Here is a 22,336-nt window from a genome sequence, read left to right as displayed (position 1 = left end):
CTGTAACATGAACATAAACTTATGAGCTATTTTTTTATCCATTTTTAAGTGTTGCACTTAATATGATAATTCATCATTTAGAATAAAAAATAGGAAAAAATTTAAATTCTAAGGAAATTATGTATTATCTAGAATAACGGAAAAAGCCATTGACACTATGAACAAAGTGAAATTTTTAAGCAACGGACGAAGTCGTTGGCGTCATGAACAAAGTGAATTTTTTATATAAAAATTTAAAAATATGATGGAAAAAAATAGAAATAAGTATACAATATATTCATGAATAAAAAATAACTGGATATTCAATTAATAAATAACTGGGGTGATATATGATGGAAGTAAAATATGCAAAACGAATGATGACAGAAGGTGGATCTGAAATAAGTGATATATTAGCATTAACAGCTAAACCAGAAGTAATATCTTTTGCAGGGGGGCTACCTGCGCCAGAATTATTTCCTGTAGAAGATATGGAGAGAATGGCTAACGAAGTTTTAGAGGAAGTAGGAAGAGTAGCTTTACAATATTCTTCAGCTCAAGGTTTCCCAAAATTTAGACAACAGATAGCTGATAGAATGAATGATAAACAAAAAACTAATGTTAAAGCTGATGATATATTAATAACTAGTGGTTCACAACAAGCATTAGAGTTTTCAGCAAAGATATTTATAGATGAAGGCGACGTAATATTATGTGAAAGTCCAACTTATTTAGGGGCATTAAATGCATTTAATGGATATGGACCAAAATACATAGAAGTTGAAACAGATGAAGATGGTATGAATATGGAAGCTTTAGAAAGAGTTTTACAAACAACTGACAGAGTAAAAATGATATATGTTATACCAGATTTTCAAAATCCAACTGGAAGAACGTGGCCAATTGAAAAACGTAAAAAATTTGTTGAATTAATAACTAAATATAAAATAGTTGCTTTAGAAGATAATCCTTATGGTGAGTTAAGATATGAAGGAGAATTTTTACCTTCATTAAAATCTTTTGATAAAGAAGGATATGTAGTATATTTAGGAACATTTTCAAAAATACTATGTCCAGGATATAGACTTGGATGGGTATGTGCAACGCCAGAAATATTATCTAAATATATAAGATGTAAAGAAGATGGGGATTTACAAACATCTACAATTTCTCAATTAGAAGTTAGTAGATATTTAGATGAATGTGATGTTGATGCACATGTAGTAGAAATAAGAGATTTATATAAAAAGCGTAGAGATTTAATGTTAAAAACAATAGAAGAAGAGTTCCCAGAAGAAGTAAAATGGACTCATCCAGAAGGTGGATTATTTATGTGGGTAACAGTACCTGAAAGCATAAATACTACTGAAATGATGAAAAAATGTGTCGAAAACAATGTAGCATATGTTCCAGGTGTTGCTTTTTATCCGGGAAGAACTAAAACTAATAACTTCAGATTAAATTATTCAAATATGGATGAAGACAGAATAGTAACAGGTATAAAGAGAATAGCTGAAGTTATAAAAAATGAATTAAAATAATAGAAAGTTTATACTTGTAAAATTAGAAATAAGACATATGGTTAAATATATGTCTTATTTTTATAACTTATAGGAGAATTTATAAAAATATACATAAATATATAAATTAAGGGCAATTTATCATAAACAGGTATTTTATCATAAATATTATGATTAATAATATAAAATTTTTAATATAGGAGGTAGGGTATAGAATGTTAAAAGAAAATTTAATGGTCAAAGCATTAAATAAATTTGACGATATTTGTTTTTTGGTTATAGTTGATGGAGAAGAGTATAAAATAGGAGAGGGAGAACCAACATTTACAGCAAAATTTAAAGAATCTATACCAGTAAGTAAATTGCTTAGCAGTACATCTCTTGCATTAGGAGAAGCATATATGAGTGGAAATTTAGAAATAGAGGGGGATTTATATCATGCCCTTGATTACTTTATGAGTGAAATGGATAAATTCTCTATAGATAAAAAGGCAATGAAAAAATTAATTTTCACATCAATATCTAAGAAAAATCAAGAAAAAGAAGTTAGAAGTCATTATGACATAGGAAATGATTTTTATAAGTTATGGCTAGATGAAACTATGAGCTATTCTTGCGGATATTTTTTAAATGATAATGATACTCTATATCAAGCTCAAGTCAATAAAGTAGACTACATTTTAAAAAAATTATACTTAAAAGAAGGAATGACACTACTTGATATAGGTTGTGGATGGGGATTTTTATTAATTGAAGCAGCTAAAAAATATAAAATTCATGGAACAGGAATTACATTGAGTGTTGAGCAATACAATGAATTTAGAAGAAGAATAGTAGACGAAGGTTTAGAAGACTACTTAGAAGTAAAACTTATGGACTATAGAGATTTAAAAAATAGTGACTTAAAATTTGATAGAGTTGTAAGTGTAGGTATGCTTGAACATGTAGGGCGCGATAATTATCAATTATTTATAGACTGTGTAAATACAGTATTAAAACCTCATGGGCTATTTTTACTACACTTTATAAGTGGTCTGAAAGAGCATCCAGGCGATCCATGGATAAAAAAATACATATTCCCAGGAGGAGTTATCCCAAGTTTAAGAGAAATAATGAATTGTTTAGCAGAAGATAATTTCCATACACTAGATGTAGAGAACTTAAGAAATCATTATAATCGCACACTTTTATGCTGGGAAAAGAATTATAAAGAACATATAGACGAAGTTAGAGAAATGTTTGATGAAGAATTTGTACGAATGTGGGATTTATATCTTTCAGCTTGTGCGGCAATTTTCCACAATGGAATAATAGATATCCATCAAATATTAGTATCTAAAGGAGTAAATAATGATTTACCAATTGTTCGTTGGTACTAAAATTTAAAAATACAAAACTCTTATATAAAAAGGAATAGATAGTATATAACTATGTATTCCTTTATTTTTTGGGATTATATCATATAAAAATCTATATTAAGACTCTTTAATATATAGTCTAATTACAAATATATCAAATTACGTTGTAGTTTTGATAACTTAAATATTATATGATTTTATAAATAATAGAAATCTAAAAAAATAATTATTTAAAATTGAGTATACTTTTTAAATAAGGTCAATAATACTAAAAATAAACTTTTAGGGGTGAGACTTTGAGAAGACCGTTGTTATTGATTTTTATAATAATTTTAATTTTAGGATTATTTATCACATCAAATAAAGAATTAGACAATATAAATTCTGATACTAACATAACTATAAATGGAGTTGTAAAAGATAAAAAAGAAAAAAGTAAATATACTCAATATATAATAGATGGATACTTAGTAAACGATTATAAAAGAAAATACAACCTTAAAATAGGACAAATTGTAGAAGTAAAAGGTAATTTAAAAGATTTAGATAACCTAAATTTAGACGACTTTAATTATGGAAGATATATAAAAAGTTGTGGTTATAAAGGACTAATAAATTCAAACTACTTTAATGTAATTGGACAAAATAAATTTTATATAAATTTGGGAAAGATAAAAATATACATGAGAGATACATTTAGATATCTATATAAAGATTCATCTAACTTTATAAATTCATGTTTATTGGGAATAAAAGACGACTTAACAAAAGAAGAAAAAGATATGTTTTCTAAAACAGGAACGAGTCATGTACTTGCAATATCAGGACTTCATACAGGAATACTATGTGTATTGATAGCTTATATAATAAGAGGAATAAATAAAATATATAAATTATTTATCTTAGTTATTATTATGGCTTTATATAGTATAATGGTTGGATTTTCTCCATCTATAACACGAGCAGTATTTTTTGTCACAATTATGTATTTAGCAATATTTTTATTTAGGAAAAGAGATGGAATAACAACTTTATCATTAATTGCTAGTTTATTAATTATAAATAATCCATACACTATATACAATATTAGTTTTCAGTTGTCATTTTTAGCGACACTGTCTATCTTGTATTTTAATAAAATAATTAAAAGAAAGTTGAAATTTGATATCATATCAATGACTATAGCTGCCAATATTCTAACTATGCCAATAGTTTACTATATATTTGGAGGAATTGCTCTTTTATCGATTTTAGGCAATATAGTAATAATACCTTTTATAGGCATTATTATGAATTTAAGTCTTTTTAGTATTTTATTATTTGAGGTAAATTTAAATATTACAAAAGTTATAGTTTATATAAACAAAAACCTTATTAATATGGTATATTATATATTGGATAAGTTGAGCAAAATAGAAATTGGATATATAGAAGTTGAAAATCCTAATATAATATATGTAATAATTTATTATGTTTTAATTTTCTCTTACATGATATACAAAGAAATTAAAACTATGAAGGAGCAAGAAAATGAAATACAAGGATATTGTCTATAATATAAAAGCTAAAAATTTTGAAAAAATTTATCTATTATATGGTAGAGAGCACTATTTAATAGATAATACTATAAAATTATTTAGAGAATCTTTGAACGAAAGTATGATCGATTTCAATTTAGATATAATAGATGGCAAAGAAATTACATTAGAACAATTGCTTAGTTCTATAGAAACACTTCCATTTATGGATGAAAGAAAAATAGTAATAGTAAAGGAGTTCGAATTGCTTACAAAAGCTAAGAAAAAGAATTTTTCTGATAAAGAAGAAAAAACTCTTGCTGAGCACATAGAAAATATTCCTGATACTACTATTTTAGTTTTTACTGTATATGGTGAAATTGATAAAAGAAAAAGCATTGTAAACAGAATAAGTAAAAATGGAGTTGTCTATAATTGTGAAAAAATATCTGATATGGAACTGTTTAAATGGTCTAAAAAGAAATTTACAGAAAACAACATAATGATAGAAAATGCACAAATTATGTACTTTATTGAGTCTACTGGATATAAAGATAAAAATAATGAATTTACATTATCTGATATAGACAACGAAATAAAAAAGATAAGTTCTTTTGCAGGAACAGATACACAAGTTACAAATGAAATAATAGATAGACTTTCACAAAAAAAGATAGAAAATGATATTTTTAAACTAATTGATTATATTGGAGATAAAAATTCACAAAGTGCTATAAAAATACTAAATGATATGATAAATGAAGGGGAATCTGTTTTAGGAATTTTTGCTATGATAAATAGACAATTTAAAACAGTGCTCCAAGTAAAAGAATTATTAAATAAAGGACTAAATAATAAAAGTATATCAGAAAAATTAAAAACTTCTTTATTTATAGTAAATAAATCGATAAAAATAAGTAAGAACTTTACAGAAGATATGATAATAGATATGTTAAATTATATACTAGAGAGTGATTATAAAATAAAAAATGGTCTGATGAGGGATACACTTGCTATAGAAATGTTAGTAAGTAAGTACTGCCAGAGAAGAGTGAGTTAAAGTCTTCCTAAAAAGGGGAAGACTTTTTCTTTTATTTAAATTTTTACAAAATAAAAAACCCTTGAAATTAATCAAGGGCCAATTTATGCACAAATTAAACTTCTTATTAAGCGTTCATAGAGTTTAATTTTTGAGCTAATTTAGCTACTTTTCTAGCAGCAGCGTTTTTGTGTATAGTTCCTTTAGAAGCAACTTGAGATATTTTCTTTTGAGCGAATTGGAATCTTTGAGTAGCTTCTTCTACGTTACCAGCAGTAACAGCTTCTTCGAATCTTCTTATAGCTGTTTTAACTTGTGATTTTCTAACTCTGTTTAAAGCAGTTTTCTTATCGATAACTTTTATTCTCTTTTTAGCAGATTTTATATTAGCCAACCTGTTCACCTCCCATAAAATTTATTATTCTCATCGTCAACATATTTGATTTTAACAGAAATAAAAATAAAAATCAAGTATTAATATTCAATAGTTTTAATTTAATTTAACTTTTATTTAAATTATGTTTAAAAATCGTAAAAGAGTTAATAATTATAACCAAAGTTAAAAAACAGAAATTAAAACTATAATTCTGTTTACTAAATATGATTAAAATGTTTTTCAATAAGACTTAATAACATTTGGAGGTTTTTATGATAAGTATAAGAACAGATTTAGCACTTGAGGCGACAGAAATATGTGAAGAACAGTCGACAGCTCTTGATGGAGTCGTAGTAGACACAAAAGAACTAGAAGATTGCACTGTTACTACAGTCGAAATAATAAATGAAACTGGTTCAAAAATAATGAATAAAGAAATAGGTAAATATATAACTCTAGAAAGCGACTTAATGAAATTTGATGATGACGATTCTAGAGAAAAAGTTATAAATTATCTAAAAGACGAACTAATAGATATATTTGGAACAGATCAATCTAAACGAACTCTAGTAATAGGACTAGGAAACTGGAACATTACCTCAGATGCACTAGGGCCTAGAGCAGTATCAAAAACACTTGTAACTCGCCATATTTTTAAAAACTACAACAAAGACTATGATGATGACTTTTCTGAAGTAGCAGCATTGAGTCCAGGAGTTATGGGGATTACAGGTATTGAAACAGTAGAAATAGTAAAATCAATCGTAGACAAAATTAAACCAGATAGAGTAGTTGCAATAGATGCATTGGCATCTAGAAAAATGGATAGAGTTAATGCAACTATTCAAATATCAACTGGTGGTATAGCACCAGGAGGAGGCGTTGGTAATAAAAGAAAAGCATTAGATAAATCTTATTTAGGTGTAGATGTAATTGCAATAGGCGTACCTACAGTAGTAGATGCTGCCACACTTACGATAGATGTGCTAGATTTAGCTATAGATAATTTAATGGAAGTATCTGAAGAAAGCAGTGGATTTTATACAATGCTTAAAAAATTAAAAGAAGAAGAAAAATACCAATTAATTAAAGATTCTTTAGACCCATATGATAAAAATTTAATTGTAACTCCAAAAGACATAGACGAAACAATAGAAAATCTAGCGATAATAATAAGCGAAGGATTAAATAGGTCCCTCCATCCAGGAAGGATTTAAAACTAAGGAGGAGAAATATGTATAATAAATTTGCTAAAGTAATAAGTATAGCTATTTTATTATTTACAATACCAAGTATTACATTAGGGCTTGATAAGAATGGATTATTTAAAAACTTAATAAAATATTCTTATCCCGAAGTTAAAGTTATAGAAAAAGATGAACAAAATACAGATAAAAGCGATCAATCAAATAAAGAAGATACAACTACAAATAATAATAAAGCTACAAATAATCAGTTTGTTAATGTATATGTAGGAGAAGATAATATTCCTGTTGCAAAAACGACAAATGCTAATGGTATAACATTAGACAGTAGTGTATATAATTCAAAATTAAGAGTTACTAACAATAAACCACAAATTTTGATATACCACAGTCACAGTTGTGAAACATATTCTGATTCACCAAAAGGAAATTATCACTCTGAAGATAAGGACCACTCAGTTATGTCTGTTGGATGTTTACTTACAAACCAACTGTCTAACTTGGGATGGGGAGTCGTTCATTCTACTACTTTTCATGATAGTCCTACATATAATAATTCATATGCAAGAAGTGCAGAAACTATAAAATCTGTAATGAATCAATATAATGATGTAAATATAACTATAGACCTACATAGAGACGGTCTTAATATAGCTAATCAAGCTACAAAAAATAATATTCACAATAAATACACTACAACAATAAATGGAGAAAAAGTAGCTAAATTTTTCTTTGTTGTAGGTGCTAGAAATGATGATGTTGAAAAAGTACAAAAATTAGCTGATGGATTGACTGAATACGCTAAGAAAAAATATCCTGATTTAATAATGCCAGTAGTATTAAAACCTTATGGTAGATTCAATCAAAGTATCTCAGACAATGCTATATTAGTAGAAGTAGGAAGTAATGGTACTACTACTGCAGAAGCTCAAGCGAGTGCAAAATATATAGCACAAGTAATAGATGGATATTTTAAAGAACAAAATATAAAAAATAATTGAGAAAGAATAAATAAATGCCTACATTAGATGAAAGAATAAATAATAGAAAAAATAAAAAGAAGAGAACAATAACTTTTAAAACATTATCTATAATTTTTATGATAAATATAGCTATAGGATGTATATTTTTTACAGATTATAATATGAATAAAAATCTTAATAAAAAATCAATAATAGATATGAATATAGAATTAATACAGAAAAAAATAAACTCTATAGAAGAAATTTTAAAAAATTTTAACTTAAATATAAAAGGATAGTACTATAATGATTGTATAAACTTGGAAAAATAAGGCTTAATATATGAATAAGTCTTATTTTTCTGTCATAACTTATATTTACAGAAAAGCTGATATATTATAAAATAAAATCTATGATTAAAATAATTTAAACTAAATTTTAAGGAGGAAAAAAGGTGGACAATAAACAAAGTAGAACGAGAAATTTTAGTATTATTGCACATATAGACCATGGAAAGTCTACCTTGGCGGATAGATTAATTCAATATACAGGTTTAGTTAGTGATAGAGAAATGAAAAATCAGTTATTAGATAACATGGATTTAGAAAGAGAAAGAGGAATCACTATCAAATTACAAAATATAAGATTAAAATACAACGCTAAGGATGGAAATGAGTACTATCTAAACTTAATAGATACTCCAGGTCATGTCGACTTCAATTATGAGGTATCAAGAAGTTTAGCTGCGTGTGAAGGAGCTCTATTAGTAGTAGACGCTGCTCAAGGTGTAGAAGCACAAACATTAGCAAATGTATATTTAGCATTAGATCAAGATTTAGAAATATTACCAGTAATAAATAAAATAGATCTTCCAAGTGCTAGACCAGACGAAATAAAAGAAGAAATAGAAGATATTATAGGGCTTGATGCTAGTGAAGCTCCATTAGTATCAGCTAAAAGTGGTTTAAATATACAAGACGTATTAGAAGATATAGTAAATAATATACCTGCTCCAGAAGGTGATATAGAAAAACCATTAAAAGCTTTAATATTCGACTCATACTATGATGCTTATAAAGGTGTTGTAGCATATGTTAGAGTATTCGAAGGTGAAGTTAAAAAAGGTATGACAATCGAGATGATGAATACTAAAAAGAAATTCGAAGTTACAGAAGTAGGGGTTATGGCTCCACATCCAACTGAACTTGATAGCCTTCAAGCTGGAGATGTTGGATATATAGCAGCGAGTATAAAAGATATAAGAAGTTGTCATGTTGGTGATACTATAACAGATGCATCAAGACCTACAGAAGAAGCACTTCCAGGATACAAAAAAGCTACACCAATGGTTTACTGTGGTATTTATCCAGGTGAAGGTGAAAAATATGAAAATGTTAAAGATGCATTAGAAAAATTACAAGTAAACGATGCAGCATTAGAATTTGAACTTGAAACTTCTGCAGCATTAGGGTTCGGATTTAGATGTGGATTCTTAGGATTATTACACTTAGAAATAATAGAAGAGAGACTAGAAAGAGAATTCAACTTAAACCTAGTAACAACAGCTCCATCTGTTATATACAGAGTAACTAAGAATACTGGTGAAGTAGTTATGATACAAAACCCAACTAACTTACCAGACCCATCAGAAATAAAAATGATAGAAGAACCAATCGTAAAAGCTGACATAATAGTACCAAAAGACTATGTTGGTATAGTAATGGAATTATGTCAAGAGAGACGTGGAACTATGCATAATATGGAGTATATAGATCCTAAGAGAGTTATGTTACATTACGATTTACCACTAAATGAAGTTATATACGATTTCTTTGATGCATTAAAATCTAGAACAAGAGGATATGGTTCATTAGACTTTGAAATGAAAGGATATGTTCCATCTACACTAGTAAAACTAGATATATTAATAAATAAAGAACAAGTCGATGCACTAAGTTTTATAGTACATGAATCAAAAGCATATGCTAGAGGAAAAGCTATGTGTGAAAAACTTAAAAATGAAATACCAAGACATCAATTTGCTGTGCCAATACAAGCAGCTGTTGGAAATAAAATAATAGCTAGAGAAACTATAAGTGCTCTTAGAAAAGACGTACTTGCTAAATGTTACGGTGGGGATATATCTCGTAAGAAGAAACTTCTTGAAAAACAAAAAGAAGGTAAAAAACGTATGAGACAAATCGGAAACGTAGAAGTACCACAAAAAGCATTTATGGCAGTTTTAAAATTAGACGACTAGATTAAAATAAATAAAAGCTCTATAAAAGATGAAGTATCTATTTTATAGAGCTTTTTTAACATCATTTTTATACTATAATATAAGTTGAAAAGGGTTATAAAATAATATAAAATAAACTTATGCTAATACAGCATTTAAGCTTATTTTATAGCGCATAGGAAATTATATTTATGTAAAGTAAATCTTTAGGAGGGATGAGTTATTTTTATTATAATAGCAATCGTAGCAATAATAGTGGTTTTAAGCATAATTTTAATTAACAAAAATAAATCACAAAGACAACAAATCATCGATAAAATACCAATAAGAATAAGTCTAAATGGAATAAAGGGGAAATCTATAATAACTAATTTAGTCAGTAATATATTAATAGAAGCAGGTTATAAAGTTATAGGAAAAACTGCAAACGAATCTTCAGATATAATTTTAGGACTACAAAATGGTTCAGATGATGAATATTCAAAATTACAACATAAAACTAATAATGATAAATTTTCAGTTTTAAAAAATGCATCAGAGTTAGGCGTCGATGCTGTAATTTATGAAAATATAGATGCAGATTCGGCTTCTAAAAAAGTATCTAAATTTAATGAGCTAAATGAAAATATAGCTGTTATAAGTGAGATTTCTGAGGATTATGTAGAAGAAGATGATAAACTTGTTCAATCATTTGCGCAAGTTATACCTTATGAAGGATATTTAGTAACAACTAACAATAATTACACAGATTATTTTAAAAGTATAGCAAGAGAGAGAAATACTAAAGTAATAATTGCGGATAACTCAAAGATTACATATAAATACTTAGATTTATTTGATTATGATGATGTATCTGTAGAAAATGCTGCCTTATCTATTGCTGTAGGAGAAGCACTAGGAATAGATGAAAAAACATGCCTTAGAGGTATGGTAAATATAAATACAAAAAGGTAAACTTATTTTTAAGTTTACCTTTTTTAATTTTAAAGTAATTATATATTATCTAAAGCAATGTAGTCAGTATATTGATGAATTTTTAATTAAAAAAATAAGTTATTTTATATAGAGTGATTATAATTTATAATAGCAATAGAATGTATACTTATAATTTCATTGTGAAAACTATAAATAAGATAAAAAAACTTATAAAAGCTATAAGAAATAAAAATAGAGAGGGTGATTTTTTGCTTGGATTATACATACATATACCTTTTTGCGTGCAAAAATGTAAATACTGCGATTTTAATTCATATAAAATGATAGTAAATGAAAAAGATAGATTTTTATCTGATTTAAAAAAAGAGATGGCTTTATATAAAAATAAAGATAGAAAAATAAATAGCATATTTTTTGGTGGAGGGACGCCTAGCATATTAAACAATAATGACATGCAATTTATAATGGACGAAATAAAAGAAAACTTCTCTATAGATGAAGATGCAGAAATATCAATGGAGTGCAACCCAGGTACACTTACAGAAGATAAACTAAAATTTATGAGAAGTATTGGAGTAAATAGACTTAGTATAGGACTTCAAGCTGTGCAAGAAAATTTACTTAGATATATAGGTAGAATACATAATTATGAACAATTTGAAAAAAACTATTTAGAAGCTAGAAAAGTAGGATTTAAAAATATAAATATAGATTTAATGTATAATCTTCCACATCAAACTTTTGAAGATTGGAAAGAAACTCTACATAAAATAGTAAGCTTGAATCCAGAACATATATCAGCGTATTCTCTAATTTTAGAAGAAGGAACTAAATTATACGACATGTATATGAAAAAAGAGTTTGATCTTGGTGATGAAGATGAAGATATAAAAATGTATGAATATGCTATAAATTATTTAAAAGAAAATGGATATAATCAATATGAGATATCAAATTATGCTAAAGTGGGATATGAATGCAAGCATAACATATTATATTGGAAATGTAAAAATTACATAGGATTAGGACCGGGAGCATCTGGATATATTAATAATGTTAGATACAACAATGTACAAAGTTTAGATGATTATCATGAAAAATTATTACAAAATCAAAAGCCTATAGATTTCTTTGAAACTCTTACTCAAAAAGACGAAATAGAAGAAAAGATTATCATGGGACTTAGAATGAATGAAGGTATAATTTTTAAAGATTTTGAGGAATTTGAAATAAACTTTGAAGAAAAATATAAAGAACAAATAGCTAAACATTTAAATTTAGAATTAATAGAAATGACACAGGTCGGATTTAAATTTACTCAAAAGGGAAGAGAAATATCAAATAATATTTTTTTAGATTATATAGATTAAATAAAAACTGTTGACAAAAATAAAAATAAGTGTTATATAATATATATAATCTTTTTAGCACTCGAAAATAGTGAGTGCTAACAGCAGGGAGGAAATGAAAAATGGAACTTAATGAAAGAAAAATGAAAATCCTCAAAGCGATAGTTAAAGATTATATTGAAACAGCTGAAGCTGTAGGATCTAGAACAATTTCTAAAAAGCATAATCTTGGAGTTAGCGCTGCGACTATAAGAAATGAAATGGCGGATTTGGAAGAATTGGGATATTTAGTTCAGCCACATACATCAGCAGGAAGGGTGCCAACAGAAAAAGGTTATAAATTATATGTAGATTTGTTGATGGGAACTAATGAATTAAATGATAGCGACAAAGAAATAATTGAAAAATGTGTAGAAAGCAACATGAATCACATACAAGATTTAATTCATGAAACTTCTAAGATGTTATCACAGCTTACTAATTACACAACTATAGGTACTACTAAAATAGTAAAACCAAGTGTGATTAAACATATCCAACTAGTTAACATGGGTGAACACAGTATATTATTAATTGTTGTAACAGATATTGGAGATATTAAAAAGACTGATATTCCTACTAAAAAGTATTTAGATCAAGCTAAGTTGAATATAATTTCTGATAATCTTACTAAAAAGCTTGCAGGAAAAAGTATAACAGATATTGATAACAATTTAATAGCTTTTATAAAATATGAAATAGGAGAATACTCTTCTATAGTGGATAAATTGCTTAGCGTATTAAATTCAAATGTATCAGATGATGATGTATCGATAACATTAAACGGTGTTACAAACATACTTGATTATCCAGAATTTAATGATGTATTAAAAGCTAGAAGCTTTTTAGACATGCTTGAAACAAAAGAAACAGTAGCTAAAATAATACAATCAAAAGGAATATTAAAAGACAATACCAATATAATAATTGGTAGTGATAATGACTGTCAACAAGCCCAAGACTGTAGTGTTGTAACAGCTACATACAAAGTAGACAATGAGCAAATCGGACGTATAAGTTTTATAGGTCCAACGAGAATGGATTATTCTAGAATATATTCGATAATAAATTATATGAATATATTGCTTAATAATAAATAGAAAAATAAAAGAATCGAGGGGTGTAATATCTTGGAAAATAAAGATGTACAATCTGAAGTTAAAAACGATACTAACACTTCAGTTGAAGAACAAGCGGCTGAGGAAGTAAAAACACAACAAACTGAAGATGATAATGTAACAGATATAAATTCTAAATTAGAAGAAAAGAAAGTTGAAGATAAAATAAAAGACTTAGAATCTAAAGTAGAAGCATCTGAAGATAAATATAGAAGACTTCAAGCAGAATATTCTAACTATATTAGAAGAACACAACAAGAAAAAGAGACAATTGGCGTATTTGCTAATGAAAAAATAATAACTGAATTAATACCAGTTATAGATAATATGGAAAGAGCATTAGATGCTTGCCCAGATAAAGAAGAAGCTCTTTATAAAGGTGTAGATTTAGTTTATAAACAACTAAAAGATTCATTAGTAAAATTTGGTGTTGAAGAAATAGAAGCAGAAGATGCTGATTTCGATCCAAATGTTCACATGGCAGTAATGCAAGAAAACATAGATGGAGTAGAACCAAACAAAGTTGTTATGGTACTACAAAAAGGATACAAACTTGGTGCAAAAGTAATAAGACCAACAATGGTTAAAGTATCTTGCTAATAAATTTGTAAATAATAAATAGCTAATAATTGAAAATAGCTAACAAATTAAATAAATTAATTAAAATGAAAATTCCAGGAGGCGTATTAACATGGCAAAAGTAATAGGTATAGATTTAGGTACAACAAACTCTTGTGTAGCAGTTTTAGAAGGTGGAGAACCTCAAATAATAGCAAATAACGAAGGTATGAGAACTACACCATCAGTAGTAGCATTTACAAAAGATGGTGAAAGAATAGTTGGGGAACCTGCAAAAAGACAAGCAGTTACAAATGCAGAAAGAACTGTAACTTCAATAAAAACTCATATGGGTACAGATTACAAAGTAGATATAGATGGTAAAGGATATACTCCACAAGAAATATCAGCTATAATACTTCAAAAATTAAAATCAGATGCAGAAAGTTACTTAGGTCAAACAGTAACAGAAGCAGTTATAACTGTTCCAGCATACTTCACAGATGCTCAAAGACAAGCAACTAAGGATGCAGGTAGAATAGCAGGACTTGACGTTAAAAGAATAATAAACGAACCAACTGCTGCAGCTCTTGCTTACGGTATGGATAAATTAGACGAAGAAAAGAAAATATTAGTATTTGACTTAGGTGGAGGTACTTTCGACGTATCAATACTTGAAATAGGTGACGGTACTTTCGAAGTTTTAGCTACTGCTGGTAACAACAGATTAGGTGGAGACGACTTCGATAAAGTTATAATAGATTACTTAGCTGACGAATTCAAAAAAGCTGAAGGTGTTGATTTAAGATCAGACAAAATGGCATTACAAAGATTAAAAGAAGCTGCTGAAAAAGCTAAAAAAGAATTATCTTCAACAATGTCAACTAACATAAATCTACCATTCATAACTGCAACTGCAGAAGGACCAAAACACATGAATATAGATTTATCAAGAGCTAAATTCAACGAATTAACTGCTGATTTAGTAGAAAAAACTATGGGACCAACTAAGAGTGCTTTAGCTGATGCTGGACTTTCAGTTTCAGAAATAGACGACGTATTATTAGTAGGTGGTTCAACAAGAATACCTGCAGTTCAAGAAGCTGTTAAAAACTTCATAGGAAAAGAACCTCACAAAGGTATAAACCCAGATGAATGTGTTGCTGCTGGTGCTGCTATACAAGCTGGTGTTTTAACTGGTGAAGTTAACGACTTATTATTATTAGATGTTACTCCATTATCATTAGGTATAGAAACTATGGGTAACGTAATGACTAAAATAATAGAAAGAAATACTACTATACCAACTAAAAAATCTCAAGTATTCTCAACTGCTGCAGATAACCAAACTGCTGTTGATATACACGTATTACAAGGTGAAAGATCAATGGCTTACGATAATACTACATTAGGTAGATTCCAATTATCTGAAATACCACCAGCTCCAAGAGGAATACCTCAAATAGAAGTTACTTTCGATATAGATGCTAATGGTATAGTTCACGTTACTGCTAAAGATTTAGGAACTGGAAAAGAACAAAAAGTTACTATAACTTCAGGAACTAACTTATCAGAAGAAGAAATAGAAAGAAAAGTTAAAGAAGCAGAAATGAATGCTGAAGCTGATAAACAAAAGAAAGAAAAAATAGAAGCATTAAACCAAGCTGAATCAACTATTTATCAAACTGAAAAAACTTTAAACGAATTAGGAGATAAAGTAAGTGCAGAAGATAAATCAGCTATAGAAAGTGCTTTAGAAAACTTAAAAGCAGTTAAAGATAAAGAAAGCGCAACAGCTGAAGAATTAAAAACTGCAATGGATGAAGTAATGAACAAATTCCATAAAATATCTGAACAAATGTATCAACAAGCTCAAGCAGCACAAGGTGCAGAAGCTCAAGATGCTGGTTATGACCAAGGTTCAAACGCTGGAAATAGCGATGACAACGTAGTAGATGCAGATTTTACAGAAGTTGATGATAAATAGGTTACAAAGACAGAGTATTTGTGTATAATAAAATTAACGTACTTTTTAAAAGTACTTAGTAAAGAAGATTAGTCTGTTAAAATAAATTTATAATAGCTTGTAGTTTAACATTCTACAAGCTATTATTTTGTAAGATGTAAAGGTGGTGAAATCCTTGAGTGAAAAAAGAGATTACTATGAGGTGCTTGGTGTAGGCAAAGACGCAGACGCTAAAGAGATTAAAAAAGCTTATAGAAAATTAGCAATGAAATATCACCCAGACAAAAATCCTGGTGATAAAGATGCTGAAGAAAAATTCAAAGAAATAAATGAAGCTTATGAAGTTCTTTCTGATGAAGAAAAAAGAAGTACTTATGATAGATTTGGACACGACGGATTAAATGGTCAAGGCGGATTTGGCGGCGGTCAAGGATTCGGCGGATTCGGAGGAAGTGGCTTCGGTGGATTCGAAGATATATTCGGAGACATATTCGGTTCTAGCTTTGGAGGTGGATTCGGAGGTTCTTCATCTAGAAGAAGAGGACCAAAACGTGGTGCAGATATAAGACAATCAGTTACTATTAGTTTTGAAGATGCTGCATTCGGTAAGAAAATAAAAGTTAAAATAAATAGAAGTGAAGAATGTGAAGAATGTCATGGTAGTGGAGCAAGACCAGGAACATCTAAAAAAACTTGTCCTACTTGTCATGGTTCAGGAACAGTTCAAAGTGTTCAAAGAACTCCATTCGGTAATATAGCTAGCCAAAGAACATGTTCTACATGTGATGGTGAAGGGGAAATAAATGAATCACCATGTAACAAATGTCATGGAAAAGGTAGCGTAAGAAAAACTAAGACAATAGAAGTTGATATACCAGCAGGTATAGATGATGGTCAAATGATAAAACTTTCTGGTCAAGGTGAAGTAGGAGAAAAAGGCGGTCCTAGAGGAGATTTATATATCGTAGTTAACGTACAAAAACACGATATATTCACAAGAGAAGGATACGACGTTTATATAGAAATGCCAATAAGATTTACTCAAGCGGCATTAGGGGATAAATTAGAAGTACCTACACTAGACGGAAAAGTTTCATACACTTTACCTGAAGGAACTCAAACAGGAACAGTATTTAGACTTAGAGAAAAAGGTATACCTAAATTAAGAAGTAATTCTAGAGGTGACCAATACGTTAAAGTTATAATAGATACACCTAAAAAATTAAACGAAGATCAAAAAGAATTATTAAGAAAATTTGATGAATCTTGCGGAAACAAAGTCCACGAAAAACAGAGGAATTGGAAGAACAAGATAGACACTTTTTTCAAAAATTTAAAGAAATAAATTTATTTAAAAAGTATTTTAAATAGTTAACTGCTATTTAAAATACTTTTTTTTGCTAAAAATTTAAAACTAAAAAGTTTTAATAAGAGAAATACTGGTTATTAAATTTATAAGAAGTTTTTGTATGAATTATAAAATTACAATATTTAGGACAAAATATATAAATACAGAAAAAACTGTTAATTATATGATTTAAAAACTAAAAAAATTGCAGAATTTTGGCGATAGATGTAATTTAGTAATTAACCAATAGATTAAATATGATATAATAATTAAATGAAATTTTTAAAATTGAAAATCATAAGTATAAAATTATAACTTTAAATAATAAAACCTAGAAAGGAAGATAATTATATTATGAATTGGACAGAAGTAACTATAAAAACTACTACAGAAGCTGTAGAAGCAATAAGTAACATATTAATGGAAGAAAGATGTGGAGGGGTTATGATAGAAGACCCAAAAGACTTCTTATTCCAAAAGAAAAATGAACTAGATTGGGATTATGTTGAAGAAGAAGTATTCAACAAAAGTGGACAAGACGGAGTACTTATAAAAACTTACATACCAGAAGAAAGAAATGTATTAGAATTAATCGAAACAGTAAAAGCTAGAATAGCTTTATTACCATCATTCGGATTAGATATAGGTGAAGGTTCTGTATCTTTAAGCAATGTCAACGAATCTGATTGGGCAAATGAATGGAAAAAATACTACAAACCAACAAAAGTAGGTAAAAAAATAGTTGTAAAACCTAGCTGGGAAGAGTATGAAAAACAAGAAGGTGACCTAATAATAGAATTAGATCCAGGGATGGCATTCGGAACAGGAACTCATGAGACTACTTCTATGTGTATAAGAGAATTAGAAAACTATGTAGACGAAACAAAAACTGTATTTGATATAGGTTGTGGTAGTGGTATACTTGCAATTGCAGCTGCACAGTTAGGTGCAAAAGAAGTAGTAGCAGGTGACTTAGACGAAGTAGCAGTGAAAGTATCAAAAGAAAACTGTGAAATAAACAACGTATCTGATAAAGTAGTAGTTAAACATGGTTCATTATTTGAAGTTGTAGACTCTAAAGCAGACGTAATAGTTGCAAACATAATAGCAGATATAATAAAAATACTTGCTAAAGATGTAAGCAAATTCTTAAAAGATGATGGTGTATTCATATCTTCTGGTATAATACTTGCTAAAATAGATGAAGTTTGTCAAGCTTTAGAAGAAAACGGATTTGAAATAGTTAAAGTTGAGAGATTAGGAGAATGGTCAGCTATAGTTTCTAAACTTAAGTAGGTGAAATAATGGATAGATTTTTCGTAGATAAGACTAATATAAATTTAGAAAACAACACATGTGTAATAGTAGGAGAAGATGTAAAACATATATCTAAAGTTTTAAGATGTAAAATCGGTGAAAAATTAGAAATATGTGATAATGACAACTCTGAATACATTTGTGAAATAACAGAAATAAACAAAGAGCAAGTAGATTTAGATATAATCGAAAAAAGAGAAATAAAAAGAGAATCAGACTTAAAAGTAAAACTATATCAAGGTCTTCCTAAAAGTACTAAAATGGAATTAATACTTCAAAAACTTACGGAAGTTGGAGTTGATGAAATTATTTTAGTATCTACAAAGAGAAGTGTAGTCAAAGTTGACGACAAAAAAGAAGGCAAAAAGATAGAGCGTTGGGAAAGAATTATGTATGAGGCTGCTAAACAAAGTAAAAGAGGTAAGATACCTAAATTAAGAGGTGTTTTATCATTTAAAGAAGCTTTAGAAGACATGAAAAACAACGATATGAATATATGTCCTTATGAAAATGAAAGAACTGTATCTATAAAAAGTGCAATTAAAGATGCAGATATAAATACAATAGGAATCTTTGTAGGACCTGAAGGTGGATTTGAAGAAGAAGAAATAGTAAATATTCAAGATATAGATTCTAAAGTTGTATCATTAGGACCGAGAATATTGAGAACGGAAACTGCATCAGTAGTCGCTTCTTCAATAGTTTTATATGAACTAAGTGACTTAGGAGGAAATATTTAATGAAAAGAGTGGCATTTTATACTTTAGGGTGTAAAGTAAACCAATACGAAACAGAAGCAATGCTTGAATTATTCGAAAAAGAAGGATATGAAAAAGCAGAAACAGAAGATTATGCAGATGTTTATGTTATAAATACTTGTACAGTAACTCATATGAGTGATAGAAAATCAAGACAATATATAAGAAGAATGAAAAAGAAAAATCCAGACGCGATAATCGCTGTAGTTGGATGTTATTCACAAGTATCTCCAGAAGAAATACTTTCAATAGACGAAGTAAATCTTGTTATGGGTACAAATGATAGAAAAAAAATCGTAGAAGAAGTTAAAAAAATCGATGCAAGCAGAAAAGTTAGTACAGTTGACGATATAATGAAAGTTAAAGCTTTCGAAGAAATCGAAATAAACAAAACTAACGGAAAAACTAGAGCTTTCTTAAAAATACAAGATGGATGTGATAGATACTGCTCATACTGCATAATACCATATGCAAGAGGTAGAGTTAGAAGTAGAGATTTAGAAAGTATAGTTAAAGAAGTAGAAAATCTTGCAGCTAATGGATATAAAGAAGTAGTTTTAACAGGAATACATGTTGCATCTTATGGAAAAGACATAAAAGAAACGGATATAAAACTTCTAGACGTAATAAAACAAATAAATGATATAGAAGGAATAGAGAGAATAAGACTTAGCTCTGTTGAACCTATATTATTTACAGATGAATTTGTAGAAGCAGTTTCAGCTATGGATAAAGTTTGTCCACACTACCACTTATCACTTCAAAGTGGATGTGATGAAACTTTAAAAAGAATGAAACGTAGATATACAACAGAAGAATATAAAACAATAGTAGATAGACTGAGAGCAGCTATACCAAATGTATCTATAACTACAGATGTTATAGTTGGATTCCCAGGTGAAACAAATGAAGAATTTGATAAAACATATGAGTTCTTAAAAGATATAGAACTTACTCATATGCATATCTTCAAATATTCACCAAGAAAAGGAACACCAGCTGCTACTATGGAAAATCAAGTAGACCCAAGCACAAAACATGAAAGAAGTGAAAAATTACTTCAATTAAACGAAGAAAACTTCAAAAAATTTGGGCAAAAAATGTTAGATAAAGAATTTAATGTATTATTTGAACAAAAAGTTGGAGATAATAAATTTGAAGGTTTAACAGAAAACTATGTTAAAGTTATAGTAGAAAGCGATAAAGATTTATCAGAACAAATTTTAAAAGTAAAAATAACAGATGTAAAAAATGAATTCTTAGAAGGAATTTTGGTATAGTATGTAGAAATACATATAATTAGACAGGAGGTGTAGAGGGGATGGACTGTTTATTTTGTAAAATAATAGATAGAGAAATACCAGGCGATATAGTATATGAAGATGACAAGGTTTTAGCATTTAATGATATAAACCCTGTTGCACCATATCACATTTTAGTAATACCTAAAAAACACTATGATAGTATGATAGATGTTAATGAAGAAGATATGGATATTATTGCACATATTCATAAAGTAATTAATATAATAGCAAAAGAAAAAGGATTTGCAGATAAAGGATTTAGAATAATAAATAACTGCGGTTCTGATGGTGGTCAAGAGGTAAAACACATTCATTTCCACGTGTTAGCTGGAAAGAAACTTCCAATGTATGAAAAAGATGCCAAATAAATTGAATGTTTTTGGTGAAAAAAGTAAAAATGTTCTTGTATATTAATAATTTCATTTTATATTTAATTAAAATACTTGATAAATATAAAAATATAGTTTATAATATACAAGTATGAAATCGCAGAGGTTTTGTAAGGACTAACACGATTTTATACATAATTCGCGAAATCGGAGGGAGGGAAAAAGAATGTCAGAAGTAAGAGTAAGAGAAAATGAATCATTAGATAGTGCTTTAAGAAGATTTAAACGTCAATGCGCTATGTCTGGCATAATGTCAGAAGTAAGAAAAAGAGAACACTATGATAAACCAAGTGTTAAACGTAAGAAAAAAGCTGAAGCAGCTAGAAGAAAAAATGCTAAAAGATAGTAATATCTAAAAGTAGTAATATGAAATAAAGAGGTGAAGGGAATGTCCCTTAAACAAAAGTTACAAGAAGATCTAAAGTCTTCTATGAAAAACAAAGATAATACTAAAAAATCAGTAGTAACTTTAATTAGGGCTTCAATTAAGCAATATGAAGTCGATAATAGGGTTGAGCTAGATGATTCTCAAATTATAGATCTTATAGCTAAACTACTAAAACAAACAAAAGATTCTCTAGACGAGTTTAAAAAAGCCGGAAGAGAAGATTTAATGACTCAAGCAGAAGCTGAAATAGAAGTTTTAAAAGAGTACCTACCTCAACAATTAAGCGAAGAAGAACTAAACGAAATCGTAATTGCTACTATATCAGAAGTTGGAGCTACTTCAATGAAAGATATGAAGCATATTATGTCATCAATAATGCCTAAAGTAAAAGGGCGTGCTGATGGAAAGCTAATAAATGAATTAGTTAGAAAAAACTTACAATAGATTAAAAGGTCTAGAATAGTATTCTAGACCTTTTTACGTTTTTAAAAACAATAAAAAGACAAATTTCGTCAAACAATATAAGATTATATCTATTAAAAATAATAAATAAAACTATAAAATTTACACTGTAAAATAAATAAGTCTATAAAATTTATAGTGTAATATATTTAAATCCTTCTACATAATTATTATAAAAGAATTTTAAAATAAAAATAAATTAAAAACTT

Annotated in this window: 21 protein-coding genes; 20 read left to right on the top strand and 1 reads right to left on the bottom strand. The window is 28.2% G+C overall.

Annotated elements, in window-relative coordinates; all coding sequences use genetic code 11:
* The first annotated feature begins 329 nt into the window (after positions 1–329).
* From ABCM86_RS09955 to holA, 4 genes are all read left to right on the top strand, one after another.
* The gene (locus ABCM86_RS09955) at positions 330–1,520 is read left to right on the top strand and encodes a PLP-dependent aminotransferase family protein (protein WP_343003932.1); all 1,191 of its coding nucleotides are present in this window, start codon (positions 330–332) and stop codon (positions 1,518–1,520) included.
* A gap of 194 nt (positions 1,521–1,714) precedes the next feature.
* Positions 1,715–2,878: a cyclopropane-fatty-acyl-phospholipid synthase family protein gene (locus ABCM86_RS09950; protein WP_295676110.1), complete on the top strand. Its 1,164-nt coding sequence runs from the start codon at positions 1,715–1,717 to the stop codon at positions 2,876–2,878.
* 275 nt (positions 2,879–3,153) lie between these two features.
* A complete protein-coding gene (locus tag ABCM86_RS09945; protein ID WP_295571512.1) occupies positions 3,154–4,413 on the top strand; it encodes a ComEC/Rec2 family competence protein in 1,260 nt (419 codons plus the stop codon).
* Positions 4,388–5,434 carry a DNA polymerase III subunit delta gene (gene holA, locus ABCM86_RS09940; RefSeq protein ID WP_343003931.1) on the top strand — a complete coding sequence of 349 codons (1,047 nt, stop codon included), beginning with the start codon at positions 4,388–4,390 and terminating at the stop codon, positions 5,432–5,434. The genes ABCM86_RS09945 and holA overlap by 26 nt, the downstream gene beginning before the upstream one ends.
* A gap of 106 nt (positions 5,435–5,540) precedes the next feature.
* On the opposite strand, the gene rpsT is transcribed toward holA, so the two are convergent.
* A complete protein-coding gene (rpsT, locus tag ABCM86_RS09935) occupies positions 5,541–5,807 on the bottom strand; it encodes a 30S ribosomal protein S20 (RefSeq protein WP_295571515.1) in 267 nt (88 codons plus the stop codon).
* A 254-nt stretch (positions 5,808–6,061) separates the two neighbouring features.
* On the opposite strand from rpsT, the gene gpr reads away from it, so the two are divergent.
* The 16 genes from gpr (at position 6,062) to ABCM86_RS09855 (ending at position 22,109) form a co-directional block, all read left to right on the top strand.
* Positions 6,062–7,006 carry a GPR endopeptidase gene (gpr, locus tag ABCM86_RS09930; RefSeq protein ID WP_295734684.1) on the top strand — a complete coding sequence of 315 codons (945 nt, stop codon included), beginning with the start codon at positions 6,062–6,064 and terminating at the stop codon, positions 7,004–7,006.
* A 17-nt stretch (positions 7,007–7,023) separates the two neighbouring features.
* Entirely contained in the window at positions 7,024–7,995 is a 972-nt protein-coding gene (locus ABCM86_RS09925) for a stage II sporulation protein P (protein WP_295571517.1), read from the top strand.
* A 14-nt stretch (positions 7,996–8,009) separates the two neighbouring features.
* Positions 8,010–8,255 (top strand): hypothetical protein, encoded by a 246-nt coding sequence (locus ABCM86_RS09920; protein ID WP_295676095.1) that lies wholly within the window; start codon positions 8,010–8,012, stop codon positions 8,253–8,255.
* 155 nt (positions 8,256–8,410) lie between these two features.
* Positions 8,411–10,216, top strand: coding sequence for a translation elongation factor 4 (lepA, locus tag ABCM86_RS09915; RefSeq protein WP_295676091.1), 1,806 nt, complete (start codon positions 8,411–8,413; stop codon positions 10,214–10,216).
* A 234-nt stretch (positions 10,217–10,450) separates the two neighbouring features.
* Positions 10,451–11,149 (top strand): hypothetical protein, encoded by a 699-nt coding sequence (locus ABCM86_RS09910; RefSeq protein ID WP_295571521.1) that lies wholly within the window; start codon positions 10,451–10,453, stop codon positions 11,147–11,149.
* A 230-nt stretch (positions 11,150–11,379) separates the two neighbouring features.
* On the top strand, positions 11,380–12,501 hold the full coding sequence (hemW, locus tag ABCM86_RS09905; protein WP_343003928.1) for a radical SAM family heme chaperone HemW: 1,122 nt from the start codon (positions 11,380–11,382) through the stop codon (positions 12,499–12,501).
* Between the two features lie 101 nt (positions 12,502–12,602).
* On the top strand, positions 12,603–13,619 hold the full coding sequence (gene hrcA / locus ABCM86_RS09900; RefSeq protein WP_295676059.1) for a heat-inducible transcriptional repressor HrcA: 1,017 nt from the start codon (positions 12,603–12,605) through the stop codon (positions 13,617–13,619).
* Positions 13,620–13,649: 30 nt separating this feature from the next.
* On the top strand, positions 13,650–14,237 hold the full coding sequence (grpE, locus tag ABCM86_RS09895) for a nucleotide exchange factor GrpE (protein ID WP_195930832.1): 588 nt from the start codon (positions 13,650–13,652) through the stop codon (positions 14,235–14,237).
* A gap of 91 nt (positions 14,238–14,328) precedes the next feature.
* Complete coding sequence (gene dnaK / locus ABCM86_RS09890) at positions 14,329–16,182, top strand: molecular chaperone DnaK (RefSeq protein WP_295676053.1); 1,854 nt, start codon at positions 14,329–14,331, stop codon at positions 16,180–16,182.
* 154 nt (positions 16,183–16,336) lie between these two features.
* Positions 16,337–17,506, top strand: a complete 1,170-nt coding sequence (dnaJ, locus tag ABCM86_RS09885) for a molecular chaperone DnaJ (RefSeq protein WP_216569663.1) — start codon at positions 16,337–16,339, stop codon at positions 17,504–17,506.
* Positions 17,507–17,863: 357 nt separating this feature from the next.
* Positions 17,864–18,805: a 50S ribosomal protein L11 methyltransferase gene (gene prmA, locus ABCM86_RS09880; RefSeq protein WP_195930835.1), complete on the top strand. Its 942-nt coding sequence runs from the start codon at positions 17,864–17,866 to the stop codon at positions 18,803–18,805.
* Positions 18,806–18,813: 8 nt separating this feature from the next.
* Positions 18,814–19,566 carry a 16S rRNA (uracil(1498)-N(3))-methyltransferase gene (locus ABCM86_RS09875; protein ID WP_295777406.1) on the top strand — a complete coding sequence of 251 codons (753 nt, stop codon included), beginning with the start codon at positions 18,814–18,816 and terminating at the stop codon, positions 19,564–19,566.
* A complete protein-coding gene (gene mtaB / locus ABCM86_RS09870; RefSeq protein WP_195930837.1) occupies positions 19,566–20,864 on the top strand; it encodes a tRNA (N(6)-L-threonylcarbamoyladenosine(37)-C(2))-methylthiotransferase MtaB in 1,299 nt (432 codons plus the stop codon). The genes ABCM86_RS09875 and mtaB overlap by 1 nt, the downstream gene beginning before the upstream one ends.
* A 41-nt stretch (positions 20,865–20,905) precedes the next feature.
* Entirely contained in the window at positions 20,906–21,256 is a 351-nt protein-coding gene (locus ABCM86_RS09865) for a histidine triad nucleotide-binding protein (RefSeq protein WP_295676046.1), read from the top strand.
* A gap of 187 nt (positions 21,257–21,443) precedes the next feature.
* On the top strand, positions 21,444–21,623 hold the full coding sequence (gene rpsU / locus ABCM86_RS09860; RefSeq protein ID WP_002844447.1) for a 30S ribosomal protein S21: 180 nt from the start codon (positions 21,444–21,446) through the stop codon (positions 21,621–21,623).
* Between the two features lie 42 nt (positions 21,624–21,665).
* Entirely contained in the window at positions 21,666–22,109 is a 444-nt protein-coding gene (locus ABCM86_RS09855) for a GatB/YqeY domain-containing protein (protein WP_195930839.1), read from the top strand.
* Positions 22,110–22,336 lie beyond the last annotated feature (227 nt).

Origin of the sequence: Clostridium sp. 2218st1_F5_2218SCRN_220325, from assembly GCF_039062665.1 — a bacterium.
In the GTDB taxonomy this organism is placed as follows: Bacteria; Bacillota; Clostridia; order Peptostreptococcales; family Peptostreptococcaceae; genus Intestinibacter.
The sequence above is the reverse complement of the archived record's forward strand: the minus strand, read 5'-3'. Positions and strand labels throughout refer to the sequence as shown.